Genomic DNA, 15,988 nt, shown 5'->3' on the forward strand with positions numbered 1-15,988 from the left:
CTATCACTCTAAAACAGGTCTAAAAAAACTGCGTTCATAACTCACGATGCAATCCACTTCGTCTGCAAATTCAAACGCTTTAATACACTCAGCATCGCTCAGCGACTTAATTCGATACTCTTCATAAGCAGCCAAACTTTCAAAGGTAAACAGCGCCAAGGCAATATTGTTCGCCCCTTCCGACGGTAAGAAATAACCATTGTGTTGGCCTCCAAATTTAGCGACCAAAGGAATCCACATTTTTGCGTATGCCTCAAACTCATTTACCTTCTTAGGATCAATCACATATCGAACATAACAAGTAATCATATTTATATAGCCTTTAAATCATGGGAGAAACATAAAACCTAAATTGAAGCTCAAGAGAAAAGGTAATCAACCGCAACGAGGTTATAGAACAAAAACACCGCCATGCTGACGCCGATCGTTAGCAGCACATTGCCTGTTTTCCAAATCAGGAAGCCAGTCACCACCGCACCTATCAAGTATGGGTTTTCAAGGCTTGGCCAAAATGTTTGTTCAGGAGCAAATACAATGGGCCCCCAAATCGCTGTCAGTACCGCTGGGCTTGAATAGCGTAATAGGCGTCTTGCGGTTTGATTGAGCCGAAGCGGGATTGCAGGCTCTAAAAACAGATACCGACTAAAGAAAACAATCGCAGTCATGAGTAATATCGTTAACCAAATCATCTCTATTTCCCCTCTACGATTGTCTTGTTACCGTTGCTTCGCTCTTGGAACGATTCGCTGAAAAAGCCCGCTAACATACCGGCAATCGCTGCAATCATTAGTCCACCCTCAATATTGTTAACCGACATGGCAACCGAAGTGACCAGAGAAACAACCACACATACCACGACGGGTAGAGTGCGGATTAATGGAAAAACCAAAGCGATAAAGGTTGCTGCAACCGCGAAGTCGAGCCCAATTTCGTTGAGTGACGGAATTTGACTACCGGCGACAATGCCAACAAAGCTCGCAATATTCCAAACAAAGTAAAATACCCCACCGACACCAACTGCGTACCAACGATTAAATTCCTGCTGAGATTGCCCACTGCAAATCGCAAACAGCTCATCGGTAAGCCAAAATCCAAGTAATAGACGCCAGCGCACAGGAAGGTGACTGATTTTGTCGCGCATCGATACACTGTATAAAAAGTGCCTTGAGGTAATGAACAGTGTGGTCAGAAGCATAGTACCTAAGCCAATACCCGCTTTGAACATGCCTGCAGCAACAAGTTGTGCCGACCCTGCGAACAAAATAGCCGACATCGCTTGCGCTTGAAGTTGATTCAATCCGGCATCTATCGCATATGAACCGGCTAGAATTCCCCAAGGGATTACCGCAATACTCAAAGGCATTCCCGCTAAAACGCCCTTCCATAACTGTGTTCGTCTATCCATTGTTTCACTATCCATATAATTCTTTTTTCTCTCACATTGGCTATTCAATGTAAGAGGAGTTGAGTCGGTTCGATTGTACAAACTTGCTCAATTTCATGCCCCAATTCACCGTACCTTAGCCGCACTTAACACAAGTTAGCCATGCCTTAGCCACGCAAGTTTAGAGCATTTTGATGTATTGTCCCGGCGTGTAGCCATTAGCCTTTTTGAAGTGTCGATGAAAATGGCTTTGATCATGAAAGCCACACTCTTGAGCGGTATCTGAAATAGTATGTCCTTGTTTCAATAACTTACGAGAAAGTCTTAACCGAGATTGGATCTGATACGCATGCGGCGGAAGACCAAACTCTTTTTGAAAGGAGCGCACTAAATGAAACGGGCTCAAAGCCGCTAGCTTAGATAGCTCCTCCAGGGACACATCGGCTTGTGGAAAATCATCTAAGAACTCTTTCACCAAGACAAGCTGGCGCTGAGTTTTCCCGTCGAGTTGAGGGTTAAGCGGCGATTTTCCGTGTCGGCTAATCAGTTTAACCAACATCCCATACATCAATGTTTCTCTTAATAAGCGGTTATCAGACTCATCAATCATGTTGAAGACTAATCTCAATTGATTGGCGAGCTCAGGGTCTTCTACAACCGCTCTTGGGAAGTATGGTGCACCGTAGTTAGGTAAGTTTAACTCTTGAGTGATCTTGGCAAGTTGCTCTGGGAGTGGATACATCGCTCGATACGCCCAACCGCCTTCTGTGGCAGAGTGCCCGCTATGAACTTCATCGGCATTCACGAGAATAATCGCATCTTGTGGTGCAATATGATGTCCGCCCGTTCGATAGAAACGCTGAGCGCCTTGCTCAATAACCCCAAGCGTGTAGCCCTCATGGCTATGGCGCGAGAAGTTCTGCTTCTCGTATTCAGCATTAAGGATTTCAAGGCCACCGAACTCTTCTGTGATCTTATATTCGGCCTTTTCTTTAGAGCGTTTCTTGTTCTCCATAACGATTCCCAAGCCTGTTAATTATCGAGCGACTTATCAGTCTACTCTATAGGCTCTTTCAACTTTTGTACAAAATTGCGCTTTTGTTTGTTAATACTGCTCTTATCGTTGCTTTAGGCCCTCGCGATATTGCTTTCTAACTGAGAGGAAAGTCTAGGTATGCCCCGAGTTGGCAATAAATTGACAAATTAGTAAAGAAGTCATGGCAATACTGTCTTCTAATCATCGGCAATAGACCTGATACACTATGAAAAACACGCTAATCCTTCTCTTTTTCTTCAGCCTAACTGGGTGTACTCACAACCAGTCGAAAGCACTAAGTATGAATTCCTCCCCCGTTAATACATACCCACAATCAATGTCGAACCTACAACTGTGCGACACCTTGTATTACGGTAGACCAAGTAACCAAACACTGGCTGCAATTGGTAGTGAGTTTAATCGAAGAGGATTATCAAAGAGTTGGTGTGATACCGAAACCAACAAGCTTTATTTAACAAAGACGATTGATTGGGTAGCTGAACAAGTCGAAGACAAAGAAGCTTCTGAGGAAGAGGCACCTGCTACTGTGCTACCTGCGAATTGAGAAAGATACGTAATTTATCCTCATTGAATACGCTAGCAGTGCTTCTAAAAATAAAACCAGAGCAAACTTATTGATCTGCATGCCTTTGCTCACATCAATATGCATTCGCATTGATAAATGTTAACAATTAGTTAATCATCGGTATCCTTTATTACTATAAGGAAATAACCAATGAAATGGATACTTGTTGCATTCGTCAGTATTTTCTCTGTGTTCACATACGCAAAAGATTGGAAACAAATTCGCTTTACTGTTGAAGGAGCTTACCCACCGTTCAGTTGGACAACGCAAGATGGTGAATTAGAGGGGTTTGAAGTCGATTTAGCCAACGCCTTGTGTATCGAATTAGAAGTAAAATGTATCATCTCAAAAACTGATTGGGACGGTATTATCCCATCACTTTTAAGCCGTAAAAACGATGCAATTATAGCGGCTATGACAATTACCGAAGAACGTGAAAAGAAAGTTAACTTCACTATCCCCTACGCCAAAGTTCCTACTCGTTTTGTGATGAAGAAAGATCGAGAGATCAATATGAGCGACGAAAGCTTGAATGACCTAACTATTGGGGTTCAGCGAGCAACTATTGGCGATAAGTACCTTTCTGAGATTTACCCAGATGTAGACATTAAGCGTTACAGCTCATTCGACGAAGCCTTTACCGATTTACTCAACGGTCGTCTCGATACCGTATTTGGTGGCTCTATGGGGCTCAATGCGGGTTTTCTTGAAACAGAACAAGGTAAAGACTATCACTTTACAGGCCCTAAATTCACCGAAGAGAAATGGTTCGGACGTGGTATTGGTGTAGCGGTACGAAAACAAGACAATGAACTCAAAAATCTTATCGATAGTGGAATACAAAGACTGATCGACAACGGTCAACACCAAAAGATTGCTAGCAAGTACTTCTCATACAGTATTTATGAATAGCCTAGCGCACAGAATGAATGAGCTTCACTGATGAAAATTGTTGTTTAATTTTTGGAAAGCTTCAGATAGCAAAAAGCCGCTCATAAAGAGCGGCTTTTTTAAGGGGTGGGAACCCAGCCACATCCCGGCACACAAGTCACTCGCTGCGGCTGCTCCCTTCCAGGCCTGACCGAGTTCACGAGCTATTGTTGCGGGAGGACCAGGCCCCCATAGATTCGTTTTCTTAGAGGCTTGCCTCAAAGAGTGATTGGATTATTAAGCATCACAGCAACCATTGCAAGCCCTTCCACCCTATTTTTGAACAATTGCCGTCTAAGTGCTTATCCTTTATTCAAACCACTAGAAAATCGCAGGTAAATTCACCATTTACCTGCATTTGGAAGGTTTGGATTTCTGAAGAACTAGACATCGATGTCTTCGTTATCTTCTGTACGAATGATGTAGTCTGTCATCCACGCGGTGCCTAATAGACACAACCACACCACAAAGACAGGGCTTGGTACTTCAATGCTTGGGGTTATCACCAAAGCCGCAAAACCGACCGTTGGCAGTGTCCAACACAGTAGCTTATTCCAGCGGAACGTTTTCAAGCGCGTCAGCGTTTCCATTGATGCCATGATGCCCGTTATACACAAGGCCACCAAAGCAGCATAAGGTAAATCGGCTATCCATAATGGAAGTATTAAGCCTAATGACCACCAGCTGTGTCGGCTGGCTGGCTTAAGATGATTGGCTGCCCACCAAATTACGATGATAGATAAGGTCTGAAGTGTGGTAACCCACGGGACGCCTTCAAGCTTGCCTGCTGATTGCGTGACCATAATCCCGACCTGCAAAGTAGTCACAATCAAGCCTGAAATAATTACGACCGACAAACTACTGCGTCTTGAGAAGACCACCATCAATAGCGGAAATAGTACCCATGCACTGACAGACAGCGTAATGGGCTGCAAAGGAAGGGTTAGACCATAAGTAGTCATGGAAATAAGCAAAGCTAATCCTGCTATGCCCCCCTGCGGTAAAATCCATAAAGCAGGAATTACCATTGCAAGCACAGGGATGTCTCCCTCACTTAAACTGATTGCTCTCGCGCAAACAACCGCTAATAATGTGGTTATCAAGAACTGAAACGTTGAAAATACCATAGCCCTCTCCTTCTACCGATCCGTGGTACCATACCAATCGTAGTAATTAACTGGTCCCCCTAGCTTGTTAAAAAGCTCGATAACCTCGTTAGATTTTTTGATTGTAGAATAACTACTTATCGAAAAATCTGTCTTGTTCTCAAGCTTTTTCCCTGCGCTATTTTTGAACACTTACTTACTGTGATTGGTATTTATGAACTAGGAACATTTAGTATGGACCAATTTTTGAGCCAAATCTTTGCTGTGATTCACCAAATTCCATATGGAAAAGTAACAACTTATGGAGACATAGCACGTTTTTCAGGATTTCCGGGCTATGCGCGGCATGTTGGTAAAGCGCTTGGTAACCTACCAGAAGGTAGCAAACTGCCTTGGTATCGAGTGATAAACAGCAAGGGAGAGATCTCTTTAAAGGGTGATTCGTTCGACCGACAAAAGCAGCATTTGGTCAAAGAAGGAGTTGAAGTGAGTGATGCAGGAAAGATCAAACTCAGAATATACAAATGGCAGCCCTAAAGCTGCCACTAATCGCTAATTCAACTGACTAATTTAAGCCAATCAAGATGCCTTAACGTTGGCATCGACTTTGAATTAACGAACACCAACCAAACGTAGGTCTGCTTGCTGTGTATTTTCTACATCAGTAATTACCGACTTAATAGTGTCAGTAGTGAAACGCAGTTTTCCATCAACATGAATTGTCGCGCGCATGTTGTAACGGTGGTTAGCTTTAATCTTGTTGTTGTCGTAGCTCAGTTCGAATGCGAACGGTACTTGCTTACCATCAGTGGTGAACTCTTGAGTTGCGATAACCGTCGATGGTGCGTCAGCCAGTGAGATGTCTTCTAACGTCACAGTAACCACTGCATTCTCTGGCAATGCAATTCTTTCACGGTAGCTTACTGTTCCTGAAATCACTTGAGTGTTCTCTGCAACCACTTCTTGAGAAGCGTTTGTTTCTGATGTTGCTTGGCAACCAACAAGTAGGCCAAACGATACTAAAGACGTAATAAGAATTAGAGCCTTTTTCATATTCAATTTCTCTCAACATGTTTGCCGGACTCGGCAAATCTACTCAGCAATTATAAGAGAGCTTTCATATTCTGTCTCGAAACCCTATGATTTATTGACAGATATCTGACTAAGCTAAATGATTAACACCATAATCTGACACCTATTTTACCAAGAGGCATGCTGGCGATGAGTCAACCTTTAAAAGAATTACTCAATTTACTTCAGCTAGAGAAACTAGAAGAAGGTCTGTTCCGCGGGCAAAGTGAGAACCTAGGTCTGCCACAGGTATACGGCGGTCAAGTATTAGGGCAAGCGCTGTCTGCTGCTCGTTACACTGTTCAAGACGACCGCAGTGTGCACTCGTTTCACAGTTACTTTCTATTTCCCGGCGACCCTGAAAAACCCATTATTTACGATGTTGAGAACCTAAGAGATGGACGCAGCTTCAGTACCCGCCGTGTTAAAGCGATTCAGAATGGTCGCCCTATTTTCTATCTCACGGCTTCTTATCATGGCGATGCGCCAGGCTTTGAACACCAAATTGCTATGCCAGATATTCCTGGACCAGAGAACTTTGCATCTGAAACTGAATTAGCGAGCCACATTGCGGAATTCTTACCAGAGAAACTACGCAAAACCTTCTGTGGCGAAAAGCCGATTGAGATGCGCCCGGTGACGGTCGTGAATCCACTCAATCCTAAAAAGACGGAAGCGAAACAATATCTTTGGGTAAGAGCAAATGGCGCGATGCCAGACAATCAATTGATTCATCAATACCTGCTTGCTTACGCATCCGATTGGGGGTTCTTGGTTACGGCACTTCACCCTCACGAAGTCTCTATCATGACACCAAACTTCCAAGTGGCGACGATTGACCACTCCATCTGGTTCCACCGCCCATTCAAGATGGATGAATGGCTGCTTTACGCGATTGAAAGTCCAACGGCAGCTAACACTCGTGGCCTAGTGCGCGGCGAGATCTTTAACCAAAAAGGTGAGCTAGTAGCGACGGCAGTACAAGAAGGTGTGATGCGTTTTACTAAGTGACGAATAATTACTTCTAAATTGAATAAACAAGCCACATCAAAATAGAAAAAGGCTAGGTGTCACACCTAGCCTCTTTCTATTAAATATGACAACTCACCAAACTAGAAAACCAAGCCCTAACTCCCCTATTCTGCGGGTTCAAACTCGCCTTGTACGCGAGTTTTTATACCATCCCCCGCATCTCGCAATAAGTTAAATGGTGATAACACTACGCCTTTCACCGCCCCTTCTGCGGCTCCCTGAGCGAGCTCTTTACTCTTATCAGCTAACAAATTAGCTTGTGCCAAAATACCCGGAACTTCCGCTCGTAGCATTTCAGATTCAGTGACAATGACAGGAATAGTCTGTTCACGGTAAGACTTACTTTCCGCAAGCATTGGTGGCATTACGTCGACGCGATATCGTTTTAACTCAGTTAATGTTGGTGGAATAACATCAGTTCTTACCTGCTCAACTTCCGTTCGAACATTTTTAACTTCATCTAATATCGCAGGGATTTTGTTGTCGACCGACGCTACGGTTTGATTCACGTCATCGATGGTCTTTCTCACCTCTTCGACAGTATCTAAAACTCGAGGGGCTAGCTCGTCGACATGAGATGCAAACTCTAGCCACTCTTCAACTTTAAGACCTTTAGTCAATACCGATAAATCCTCAATAACCTGCGGATAGGTATCGACAATATCACCGACTTTATTGGTGAATGAGTAAATGGTGTAGCCAAGGTAAAAAATGGCGATCGCCAATACTAGTTGGATAGCGGTAGATACTTTTGCAAACATGAATAATCCTTTTCTTTATCGCAGGGGCGATATCTAAACTGACATGATAGTTAATGAGTAACTAGGCGTAGCTTAAAGCGGCAATGCTGTCGTGTACTTCAATGGTTCCATCGCAAATGTCGAGGTCACATTAGAGATACCATCAATACTATTCACCAAGCGCTTGTAGAAATCATCAAAGCACTTCATGTCTTTAACCTGAACCTTCATCATATAATCATATTCGCCAGCCATGCGATAGAACTCCATCACTTCTGGAAATTCCGACACGGTATTCACAAAACGCCCATACCACTCATGAGAATGATCACTGGTTTTCACCAACACGAACGCGGTAAAGGAAAGGTCCAATTTTTCCGGGTTCAGTAACGCGACTCTTTTCTCAATAATGCCGTTCTCTTCAAGGCGCTTAAGCCTTTTCCAACAGGGCGTTGTGGTGAGATTGACCGCTTCAGAAATATCGTTCAATGACAACGTGCTGTCTTCTTGCAGTAACCCTAATATTTTTTTGTCTACAGCATCAATCACACTTTCACCAAATCGAATTTAAAGAGAATAATTTTCTACAATTTAAGCAAAACAAAGCAAATATGGCAAAGTATTTCTCTCGAATTATAGATAAATTAGAACCATACCAATTACAAAGAATTCCTACACTCGATCAGGAGAACGCTTATGTGCACTGACCATCAATAGATTAACAACGCGATTCGTAAAATTGAAGCGGATTACCAACGCTCAGCGGATACGCACCTTATCAAGCTCGATCTACCAAGTATCGAAGGCATTGATGTTTACCTTAAAGATGAAAGCACACACCCTACAGGCTCTTTAAAGCACCGCTTAGCGCGTTCTCTGTTCTTATACGCTATCTGTAACGGTTGGGTTGGCCCAGAAACAACAATCATCGAATCTTCATCAGGCAGCACTGCGGTATCTGAAGCGTACTTTGCTCGCCTACTTGGCCTGCCATTTATTGCAGTAATGCCAAAGTGCACAGCGAAGAAGAAAATTGAGCAGATTGAATTCTACGGCGGCCAAGCGCACCTTGTTGACCGATCAGATGAAATTTACGATGAGTCTCGCCGTTTAGCAGAAGAGCTGAATGGTCACTACATGGACCAATTTACCTACGCTGAGCGCGCAACCGACTGGCGTGGTAACAACAACATCGCTAACTCGATTTTCAATCAAATGCAGATGGAAGATCACCCAGTTCCAGCTTGGGTAGTAATGAGCCCAGGTACTGGCGGTACTTCTGCAACTATCGGCCGCTTCATTCGCTACCAACAGCATGAAACTAAGCTTTGTGTTGTCGACCCTGAGAACTCTGTATTCCACGAATACTTCCAAACCGGCAATGCGAACGTGAAAGGCAGTACATTCAGCAAGATTGAAGGCATTGGTCGCCCACGAGCAGAGCCAAGCTTCATTCCTGGTGTGGTTGACGAAATGCGTAAAATCCCAGATGCCGCAAGTATCGCAACGACACATTGGTTATCTGACATTCTTGGCCGCAAGGTTGGCGCATCAACCGGTACTAACATGTACGGTGTGCTTCAACTAGCCAGTGAAATGAAAGCGCGTGGCGAGAAAGGGTCGATCGTGACTTTACTGTGTGACAGCGGTGAGCGTTACCTAGACACTTACTTCAATGACGAGTGGGTAAATCTGAATATCGGTGACCTACAACCGTACGCGGCAAAGCTAGAAGCTTTCTCGCAGACGGGTGAACTGGCTTAAGTTCATATCAGCCGATAGTTCGAAGTAGAAAAGAGCCCTTGATGGGTAATGCCAGTCAGTTAAGCTGACTGGCATTTTTTCTGTTTGTTGCATATTTCTTGGGTTTCAGTTTTACCCAGCGAGGATAGCTTCTATCTTCTCTTCGGGGTGGTAGGATAAACATAGATACTTGCTGTAATAACACTTCATAGTGTTTAGGTAGTTTTCCCGGGCTCGTTAAAGGTAAAGCAGCGAAGTATTGAGTCACAGCCATGGCACTACTCGTAAAGCTTAATTGATTCGGCCAGATGCTATCTAACTTACTCGCTGCTTTTGTCATAACCTGCCTTATAAGGTTATAGGCTAACAAAATTCCCCAGAGCTCCTGTTTGACCATATCTGGCCGCTTACTTCGCAATGTATACTCACTATCCAGCAAGGTTTGCTTCATTTCCCGATAGCCTAATTCGATCTCCCAACGATAGCGATAGAGCTCTACGATGTCTTCACCAGGAAAGCGCAACCCATCACACATTGATGTAAGTACCTGATATTCCTTACCCTTGATAATTTTCGATACTAACCTTGCTTCTATTGTCTCAGGGAGATCACTGAACTTCTTTCTTGCCTGAGGTGTTGTTTTTATGGCAACGATAGCGTCACTCCGGCTGTATTTATGGACGACTTCATACTGAAAGTCCTTTCTCACAGGGAGCATCCAATGCCTTTCTTGACCTACTTTGTTCCAACGATTAAGCAGCCCTAAAGAGTAATATCCTTTATCAAAAATAGTCAGAGAATGATTTGGTGTTTGCTCGATGAGCTCTTCTGCGAGCCGCATTTCGCTGGTGCGATAGTCAGAGAATGCACTATCGATTAGTTGATGACTTGTAAGCTCCATCAAGCAAACCATACGTACCTTAGGGTAAATATTTTCAGATGATTGATTACGCTGCGCTTTAAATTCTTGATGATTTTCAGGTGTATCTGTTGTTCTCCAAACGACACCATCGACGGAGAGAAGGTTTAATCCACACCAAGTTTCGAAGTTAGACGCTTGATAGCTATGCGCTGCCATCTTCTTAAAGACTTGCTTTACACCTTCTTCACCTAATCTCTGCCTCGCTTGAACAACAGCACTTGGTGCAACAAAGCGTTGTTTGTCTGGCAGGACAATATCGAGTTGGTTAGCGATATCCCAAACAGATTGTTGACGAAAGAGACTCATTCCAACAACGGACCAAAGTACTGCTTCCAAAGGTAACCGTCTTCTTCTAACGGTTGCTACGCCAGCTTGCTCAAAGCCTTGCTGGATAAGCTCTGGACTAAGAATGTCAGAGTATTTGTCAAAGTGATGGAAGGTATTACATGACCGAAAAGTATTAGCAAGTTGGCTTTCTAAAGACATAAAAAATCCGATATTAGTTTCCTAATATCGGATTTTGAAGCCTTTTGAGGATCGGTCAAATGATCTCACAAATTTCTTAACTGATCGGCATTACCCTTGATGGGCTCTTTTTTATATCTTTGATAACCAAATTAGCCAGTTCTATTCTGGTTTTTGCTTCGCTTCAAATGCTGCTAGTTGTTCAGGCGTCGCTTTAGGCTGATGGTTTTGTTTCCACTCATCGTAAGTCATGCCATATACGCGTTCACGAGCGTCATCGATATCCAAGTCCAAGCCTTGTTGCTCAGCTTCCGCTTTGTACCATTTGCTGAAACAGTTACGGCAGAAACCAGCCAAGATCATCAGATCGATGTTCTGAACATCTTTATTATTATCTAGGTGTGCTAACAGGCGACGAAAGGTTGCTGCATCCAGCTTATCTTGTTCTTCTTGAGAAAGATCTTTGTATTTAAATTCAGTCACTTTACTTTCCTTTGGTATTTGTTTTCTTGTATTAATTCGTTGAGCTCTGTGTGTTATACAAAAAAAGCCTGCAATTCGCTAGGAGCAAACGCAGGCTTTTCAATATTGTTACACTATTCCGTGCTCATTAACCGTGACTGGTTCTTCCCACGTTGTCATGGCTAAGCTCTTTATTAAGCTCCGCTTCCACGTGACCCGGAGAGCGTGTTGAGCCAGAAATCAATCGATACATCGCAGGGATTACGAACAGAGTTACCAGTGTCGCGAAGCCCATACCGAAGAAGATAACCGTACCCACAGCCACTCGGCTTTCATAGCCTGCGCCTGTTGAGGTAATCAATGGGATTGCACCTGCTAATGTCGTGAAAGCTGTCATCATGATTGGACGTAAGCGTCGAGCCGAAGCATCAATGATCGCCTTTTCAAACTCAATACCACGGTCACGAAGTTGGTTGGCAAACTCCACGATCAAGATACCGTTTTTGGTAACCATGCCGATCAACATGATCATACCAATTTGGCTGTAGACGTTGAGCCCTTGACTCATCAACACCAAACCTAAGAAGCCACCGAAGATACCCATAGGTACGGTGAACATTACCACCAGTGGGTTAATGAAGCTTTCAAACTGCGCGGCCAGTACCAAGTACGCGACCAACATCGCTAGCGCAAACACCACTAAGATACTCGATTGGTTCTCTTTGAAGTCTTTTGACTCGCCTGAGTAGCTCACTGAAATATCACCCGGTAGCTGCTCAATCGCTTGTTCATCAAGGAAGTCGAGTGCATCACCCAGCGTGTAACCTTCCATTAGGTTCGCTTTAATGGTCACCGATTTCTGCTTGTTGTAGTGCGACAAACGAATCGATGAAGCGACTTCTTCAATGTGCGTCAGCGTATCGAGTGTAACCAACTCACCAGACTGAGTTCGCATGTAGATTTGGCTTAAGTCGTTCGCGTTATTAAAGCTGTTCTCATCACCACGCAGGTACACGTCGTACTCTTCACCACGATCAACGAAGGTGGTTTCACTACGCCCCCCCAGCATAATTTCTAACGTATCCGAAATATCCGAAACGCTCACACCTAACTCAGCTGCACGCTGTTTGTCTACGGTTACCAATAGCTCTGGTGTTTTCTCAGAGTAATCGATATCCGCACCTTCCATCATTGGAGAGTCTTCAGCGGCTTGTTTTAAGATCTCTGCCCACTTCTGAAGTTCAGTGTAATCAGAACCACCCAGTACGAATTGAACAGGCTCACTTGAACCACCTTTGAAGCCCGGCATGAACGGGAATACACGTACATCAGGAATGCCATTTAAAGATTTACGAACTTCGTTCAACGCTTCTTGTGCTGTAACGTCACGTTCGTCCCAATCTTCTAGGATCATGATTACGAAGCCCGTTTGGTCGCCCGCATTACCACCAAACGCTGGTGATTGAATACTGAATGACTTCAAGAAGCCTTGACCAAGCAGCGGCATTAGGCGTTCTTCAACGATGTCCATGTTGGCAGACATACGGTTATAACTGGTTGCATCAGCACCACGAACAAACGCAAAAATAACACCACGGTCTTCTTGTGGCGTCAATTGTGACGGCACTTGCTGCATCAAACCATAGCTACCACCCATACACGCGATAATGATGATTGGAGCAGCCCAACGCCAGTTTAGAGCACGGCGCAATACCGCGCGGTATCCAGACTCAAGTTTGCCAAATACACGCTCGACAAACAGGTTGAAACGATTTGGTTTAACGTTCGCTTTTAGGATTTTACTGCCTAGCACAGGCGTTAACGTTAATGCGACCAGAGACGAGAAGATCACCGACATAGCGAGCAATACAGAGAACTCGGTAAACAATAGGCCAACCATGCCGTCCATGAACGAGATTGGCAGGAATACCATCACCAATACCAGCGTTGTTGCGATTACCGCAAATCCTACTTCACGCGTACCTTTATAAGCTGCAAGCAAGGGTGATTCACCACGTTCAATATGGTGGAAAATATTCTCAACTACCACGATCGCATCATCAACCACCAAACCAATCGACAAGATAAGTGCCATCAAAGTGATCAGGTTAATAGAGAAGCCAAAGTAGTACGCCGCAATAAACGACGAGATCAGAGATACAGGTACGGTTACCGCAGGAATAAGTGTCGCACGTGCTTGACCAATAAAGATGTAAAGCACAAGGATAACCAAGCCACCCGTGATAAAGAGCGTGCTGTAAACCTCAGAGATCGAACGGTCGATAAAGACTGTTGAGTCATAGTCGACAGCCAAACGAGTACCATCTGGCAAGAACTTTTGAATTGCTTCGACTTCTTTATGGACTAAGTCAGCCACCTCAAGTGGGTTCGCATCTGACTGAGGCACAATACCCATACTTACGTTAACAACGCCGTCACTCTTAAAGGTCGAGTTTTCGTTCTCTGCACCAATGTAAACATCAGCGACATCTTTAAGGTAAATAGGTGTATTGTCTGAAGCGCGTTTAACGACTAGGTATTCGAAGTCTTCCGCTTCAGTGTAAGAACGAGCGGTACGAACCGACATCACAATCGCATCGTTACGTACTTCACCACCGGGGCTTTCAATGTTCTCACTTTTTAGTGCAGAAGTGATATCCGAGGTAGTAACACCACGACCCGCCATCTGCGCAGGTTTCAGCTTGACGTACATTACTTTGTACAAGCCGCCAGAAATATCCACCGAGCTCACACCAGAGATCAAACTAAAGCGGTCAATCAATACACGCTCGGTGTAATCGGTTAACTGCGTTCGGTCCATCTCCGTCGAGCTTAAGTTGATGTAGACCGAAGCTTCACCACTACCGTTGTTCTTATAAACAATGGGGTCGTCGGCTTCATCGGGCAATGAACGCTGCGCACGAGCTACGGCATCACGAACATCACTAACACCGGTATTGAGGTCGTAACCAAGCTCAAAGGTAATCGTGATACGCGACATGCCGTTACGCGTTGTGGATTCGATCTCATCGATACCACTGATGCCGGATAACTGATCTTCAAGATTGGAGGTTATTTGGCTTTCAATGATAGTGGCAGAAGCCCCCTCATAACGGGTACTGATCGATACCACCGGGCTTTCAATATCTGGCATCTCACGAACTGCGAGCTTGTTGAAAGAGACAATACCAAACACAACCAATAGTAGGCTCAATACGACGGCCGCGACTGGTCTCTTTACAGAAACATCAGATAACAACATTAGTTAGCGCCTTCTTGTACTTTTTTATTACTCGCTGCATCAACTGGGCGATTGACGGCAAGCTCTTGAACCAAGACGCCGTCACGCATGTTCACGATACCTTGCACCACGATCTTCTGACCAATTTCGATGCCTTTGTCGATCACGACTTCGTTGTCGATACGAGCACCTAAGAAAACTTCGGTACGAGTCGCTTTGTTATCTTCGCCGATAATATAAACGAAACGCTTCGTACCTGAATACTCAAGCGCTTGAACGGGAATGATTGGCGCTTCCACTGGTGGGAAGTCCATATTCGCTGCCACTAACATGCCTGGCTTTAGATAATCATTATTGTTATCAAAGTGGATTCGAACTCGAAGGTTCAAGGTTTCAGCGTTAATACGAGAATCAATACCGACCACTGTGCCAGTAAACTGAGTGTCGCCCCATGCGCTGGTGCGAGCCGTTACTTTCATACCTTTAGATAGTTTAGAAAGGTAGCGCTCCGGGATCTGAAGGTCTAACTGCATTACTGACAGGTCATCAAGGGTCACGAGTTCAGTACCTGCTGTCACCATTTTACCGCGGCTAAAGTCGATAAAACCAACAGTACCCGAGAATGGCGCGCTGATGTGCAGATCTTTCAGGTTGGCATTTGCAGCGGCTAAACGAGCGTTAGCGATCTCTACATTGGTTTTCTGAGCGTCAATTTCAGTTTGCGTGATCGCGTTGCGTTTCACTAGTCGTTGGAATTCCGCTAGCTTACGTTTCTCGTCTTTTAGGTACGCTTGCGCTTCTGCAACTGCAGCTTTTGCTTTGTCGTCATCTAATTGAACCAACATCTGCCCTTTGGTGACATCTTGATTGGCTTTGATGTTGATAGAGTCAACTCTGCCCGCTACTTCAGAGGTAATGATCACAGATTGTTCTGCTTCTAACTTACCGACCAACGAAAGAGATTGGCTAACTTGGTGAATATCAACTTGCTCAGTAACAACAGTGACAGTGCTAGGGCCCATGCGTTTAGCTAGTGCGGCTGGAGACGCCATAAGAATAGACAAGCTAAGCAGGGTTAAAACAGATTTACGCTTCATAATAATGGTCTGCAAGTAAGTTTATACCAATCACAGTAAGTAAACGGTCAGAAATAGCGCAGGAAAAAGGCTTGAGAACAAGGAAGAGTTTTCGATAAGTAGTTATTCTACAATCAAAAATTCTAACGCCGTTATCGAGCTTTTTAACAAGCTAGGATGACATGTTATTTACT

Annotated in this window: 17 protein-coding genes and 1 other RNA gene; 5 read left to right on the forward strand and 13 right to left on the reverse strand. The window is 44.3% G+C overall.

Annotation, left to right across the window (positions count from 1 at the left end; translation table 11 throughout):
- Positions 1 to 3 precede the first annotated feature (3 nt).
- From AB8613_RS03710 to AB8613_RS03725, 4 genes are all read right to left on the reverse strand, one after another.
- On the reverse strand, positions 4 to 309 hold the full coding sequence (locus AB8613_RS03710; RefSeq protein WP_146491757.1) for an NIPSNAP family protein: 306 nt from the start codon (positions 307 to 309) through the stop codon (positions 4 to 6).
- A 50-nt stretch (positions 310 to 359) separates the two neighbouring features.
- Entirely contained in the window at positions 360 to 689 is a 330-nt protein-coding gene (locus AB8613_RS03715) for an AzlD domain-containing protein (RefSeq protein WP_372384516.1), read from the reverse strand.
- 2 nt (positions 690 to 691) lie between these two features.
- Positions 692 to 1,420 carry an AzlC family ABC transporter permease gene (locus AB8613_RS03720; protein ID WP_285952844.1) on the reverse strand — a complete coding sequence of 243 codons (729 nt, stop codon included), beginning with the start codon at positions 1,418 to 1,420 and terminating at the stop codon, positions 692 to 694.
- Between the two features lie 145 nt (positions 1,421 to 1,565).
- A complete protein-coding gene (locus AB8613_RS03725; RefSeq protein WP_372384517.1) occupies positions 1,566 to 2,399 on the reverse strand; it encodes an AraC family transcriptional regulator in 834 nt (277 codons plus the stop codon).
- 247 nt (positions 2,400 to 2,646) lie between these two features.
- Here AB8613_RS03725 and AB8613_RS03730 point away from each other — a divergent pair, with 247 nt between their 5' ends.
- Together AB8613_RS03730 and AB8613_RS03735 are read left to right on the forward strand one after the other, a co-directional pair.
- A complete protein-coding gene (locus tag AB8613_RS03730) occupies positions 2,647 to 2,985 on the forward strand; it encodes a hypothetical protein (RefSeq protein WP_285952843.1) in 339 nt (112 codons plus the stop codon).
- Positions 2,986 to 3,156: 171 nt separating this feature from the next.
- Positions 3,157 to 3,918: a transporter substrate-binding domain-containing protein gene (locus tag AB8613_RS03735; protein WP_048664198.1), complete on the forward strand. Its 762-nt coding sequence runs from the start codon at positions 3,157 to 3,159 to the stop codon at positions 3,916 to 3,918.
- A gap of 108 nt (positions 3,919 to 4,026) precedes the next feature.
- Here the strand turns inward: AB8613_RS03735 and ffs are convergent.
- Together ffs and AB8613_RS03745 are read right to left on the reverse strand one after the other, a co-directional pair.
- Positions 4,027 to 4,123, reverse strand: an RNA gene (ffs, locus tag AB8613_RS03740) — signal recognition particle sRNA small type.
- A gap of 196 nt (positions 4,124 to 4,319) precedes the next feature.
- Positions 4,320 to 5,063 carry a hypothetical protein gene (locus tag AB8613_RS03745; RefSeq protein WP_285952841.1) on the reverse strand — a complete coding sequence of 248 codons (744 nt, stop codon included), beginning with the start codon at positions 5,061 to 5,063 and terminating at the stop codon, positions 4,320 to 4,322.
- Positions 5,064 to 5,276: 213 nt separating this feature from the next.
- Here AB8613_RS03745 and AB8613_RS03750 point away from each other — a divergent pair, with 213 nt between their 5' ends.
- Positions 5,277 to 5,579, forward strand: coding sequence for an MGMT family protein (locus AB8613_RS03750; RefSeq protein ID WP_060982945.1), 303 nt, complete (start codon positions 5,277 to 5,279; stop codon positions 5,577 to 5,579).
- Between the two features lie 75 nt (positions 5,580 to 5,654).
- Here the strand turns inward: AB8613_RS03750 and AB8613_RS03755 are convergent, their stop codons facing one another.
- Complete coding sequence (locus tag AB8613_RS03755) at positions 5,655 to 6,095, reverse strand: YbaY family lipoprotein (protein WP_029222253.1); 441 nt, start codon at positions 6,093 to 6,095, stop codon at positions 5,655 to 5,657.
- A gap of 168 nt (positions 6,096 to 6,263) precedes the next feature.
- Here AB8613_RS03755 and tesB point away from each other — a divergent pair, with 168 nt between their 5' ends.
- Positions 6,264 to 7,124 (forward strand): acyl-CoA thioesterase II, encoded by an 861-nt coding sequence (tesB, locus tag AB8613_RS03760; protein ID WP_048664245.1) that lies wholly within the window; start codon positions 6,264 to 6,266, stop codon positions 7,122 to 7,124.
- Between the two features lie 125 nt (positions 7,125 to 7,249).
- Here the strand turns inward: tesB and AB8613_RS03765 are convergent, their stop codons facing one another.
- The gene (locus tag AB8613_RS03765) at positions 7,250 to 7,906 is read right to left on the reverse strand and encodes a hypothetical protein (protein WP_285952840.1); all 657 of its coding nucleotides are present in this window, start codon (positions 7,904 to 7,906) and stop codon (positions 7,250 to 7,252) included.
- A 72-nt stretch (positions 7,907 to 7,978) separates the two neighbouring features.
- On the reverse strand, positions 7,979 to 8,434 hold the full coding sequence (locus AB8613_RS03770) for an Lrp/AsnC family transcriptional regulator (protein ID WP_017056968.1): 456 nt from the start codon (positions 8,432 to 8,434) through the stop codon (positions 7,979 to 7,981).
- 168 nt (positions 8,435 to 8,602) lie between these two features.
- Between AB8613_RS03770 and AB8613_RS03775 the strand changes: the two genes are divergently transcribed.
- Positions 8,603 to 9,649: a PLP-dependent cysteine synthase family protein gene (locus AB8613_RS03775; RefSeq protein WP_372384793.1), complete on the forward strand. Its 1,047-nt coding sequence runs from the start codon at positions 8,603 to 8,605 to the stop codon at positions 9,647 to 9,649.
- A gap of 55 nt (positions 9,650 to 9,704) precedes the next feature.
- Here the strand turns inward: AB8613_RS03775 and AB8613_RS03780 are convergent, their stop codons facing one another.
- From AB8613_RS03780 to AB8613_RS03795, 4 genes are all read right to left on the reverse strand, one after another.
- Positions 9,705 to 11,036 carry an IS4 family transposase gene (locus AB8613_RS03780; protein ID WP_372383695.1) on the reverse strand — a complete coding sequence of 444 codons (1,332 nt, stop codon included), beginning with the start codon at positions 11,034 to 11,036 and terminating at the stop codon, positions 9,705 to 9,707.
- A 141-nt stretch (positions 11,037 to 11,177) separates the two neighbouring features.
- Positions 11,178 to 11,498 carry a DUF1244 domain-containing protein gene (locus tag AB8613_RS03785; RefSeq protein ID WP_372384518.1) on the reverse strand — a complete coding sequence of 107 codons (321 nt, stop codon included), beginning with the start codon at positions 11,496 to 11,498 and terminating at the stop codon, positions 11,178 to 11,180.
- Positions 11,499 to 11,625: 127 nt separating this feature from the next.
- Positions 11,626 to 14,739, reverse strand: a complete 3,114-nt coding sequence (gene vexH, locus AB8613_RS03790) for a vibriobactin export RND transporter permease subunit VexH (RefSeq protein ID WP_372384519.1) — start codon at positions 14,737 to 14,739, stop codon at positions 11,626 to 11,628.
- Positions 14,739 to 15,815: an efflux RND transporter periplasmic adaptor subunit gene (locus AB8613_RS03795; RefSeq protein WP_372384520.1), complete on the reverse strand. Its 1,077-nt coding sequence runs from the start codon at positions 15,813 to 15,815 to the stop codon at positions 14,739 to 14,741. The genes vexH and AB8613_RS03795 overlap by 1 nt, the downstream gene beginning before the upstream one ends.
- Between the last annotated feature and the right edge of the window lie 173 nt (positions 15,816 to 15,988).

Source organism: Vibrio sp. BS-M-Sm-2 (assembly GCF_041504345.1).
In the GTDB taxonomy this organism is placed as follows: Bacteria; Pseudomonadota; Gammaproteobacteria; order Enterobacterales; family Vibrionaceae; genus Vibrio; species Vibrio satsumensis.

Coding starts and splice junctions, on each gene's coding strand:
- AB8613_RS03730 (WP_285952843.1), top strand. CDS start 2,647: ATGAAAAACACGCTAATCCTTCTCTTTTTCTTCAGCCTAACTGGGTGT.
- AB8613_RS03755 (WP_029222253.1), bottom strand. CDS start 6,095: ATGAAAAAGGCTCTAATTCTTATTACGTCTTTAGTATCGTTTGGCCTA.
- vexH (WP_372384519.1), bottom strand. CDS start 14,739: ATGTTGTTATCTGATGTTTCTGTAAAGAGACCAGTCGCGGCCGTCGTA.
- AB8613_RS03750 (WP_060982945.1), top strand. CDS start 5,277: ATGGACCAATTTTTGAGCCAAATCTTTGCTGTGATTCACCAAATTCCA.
- AB8613_RS03720 (WP_285952844.1), bottom strand. CDS start 1,420: ATGGATAGTGAAACAATGGATAGACGAACACAGTTATGGAAGGGCGTT.
- AB8613_RS03715 (WP_372384516.1), bottom strand. CDS start 689: ATGATTTGGTTAACGATATTACTCATGACTGCGATTGTTTTCTTTAGT.
- AB8613_RS03735 (WP_048664198.1), top strand. CDS start 3,157: ATGAAATGGATACTTGTTGCATTCGTCAGTATTTTCTCTGTGTTCACA.
- AB8613_RS03765 (WP_285952840.1), bottom strand. CDS start 7,906: ATGTTTGCAAAAGTATCTACCGCTATCCAACTAGTATTGGCGATCGCC.
- AB8613_RS03780 (WP_372383695.1), bottom strand. CDS start 11,036: ATGTCTTTAGAAAGCCAACTTGCTAATACTTTTCGGTCATGTAATACC.
- AB8613_RS03725 (WP_372384517.1), bottom strand. CDS start 2,399: ATGGAGAACAAGAAACGCTCTAAAGAAAAGGCCGAATATAAGATCACA.
- tesB (WP_048664245.1), top strand. CDS start 6,264: ATGAGTCAACCTTTAAAAGAATTACTCAATTTACTTCAGCTAGAGAAA.
- AB8613_RS03795 (WP_372384520.1), bottom strand. CDS start 15,815: ATGAAGCGTAAATCTGTTTTAACCCTGCTTAGCTTGTCTATTCTTATG.
- AB8613_RS03710 (WP_146491757.1), bottom strand. CDS start 309: ATGATTACTTGTTATGTTCGATATGTGATTGATCCTAAGAAGGTAAAT.
- AB8613_RS03745 (WP_285952841.1), bottom strand. CDS start 5,063: ATGGTATTTTCAACGTTTCAGTTCTTGATAACCACATTATTAGCGGTT.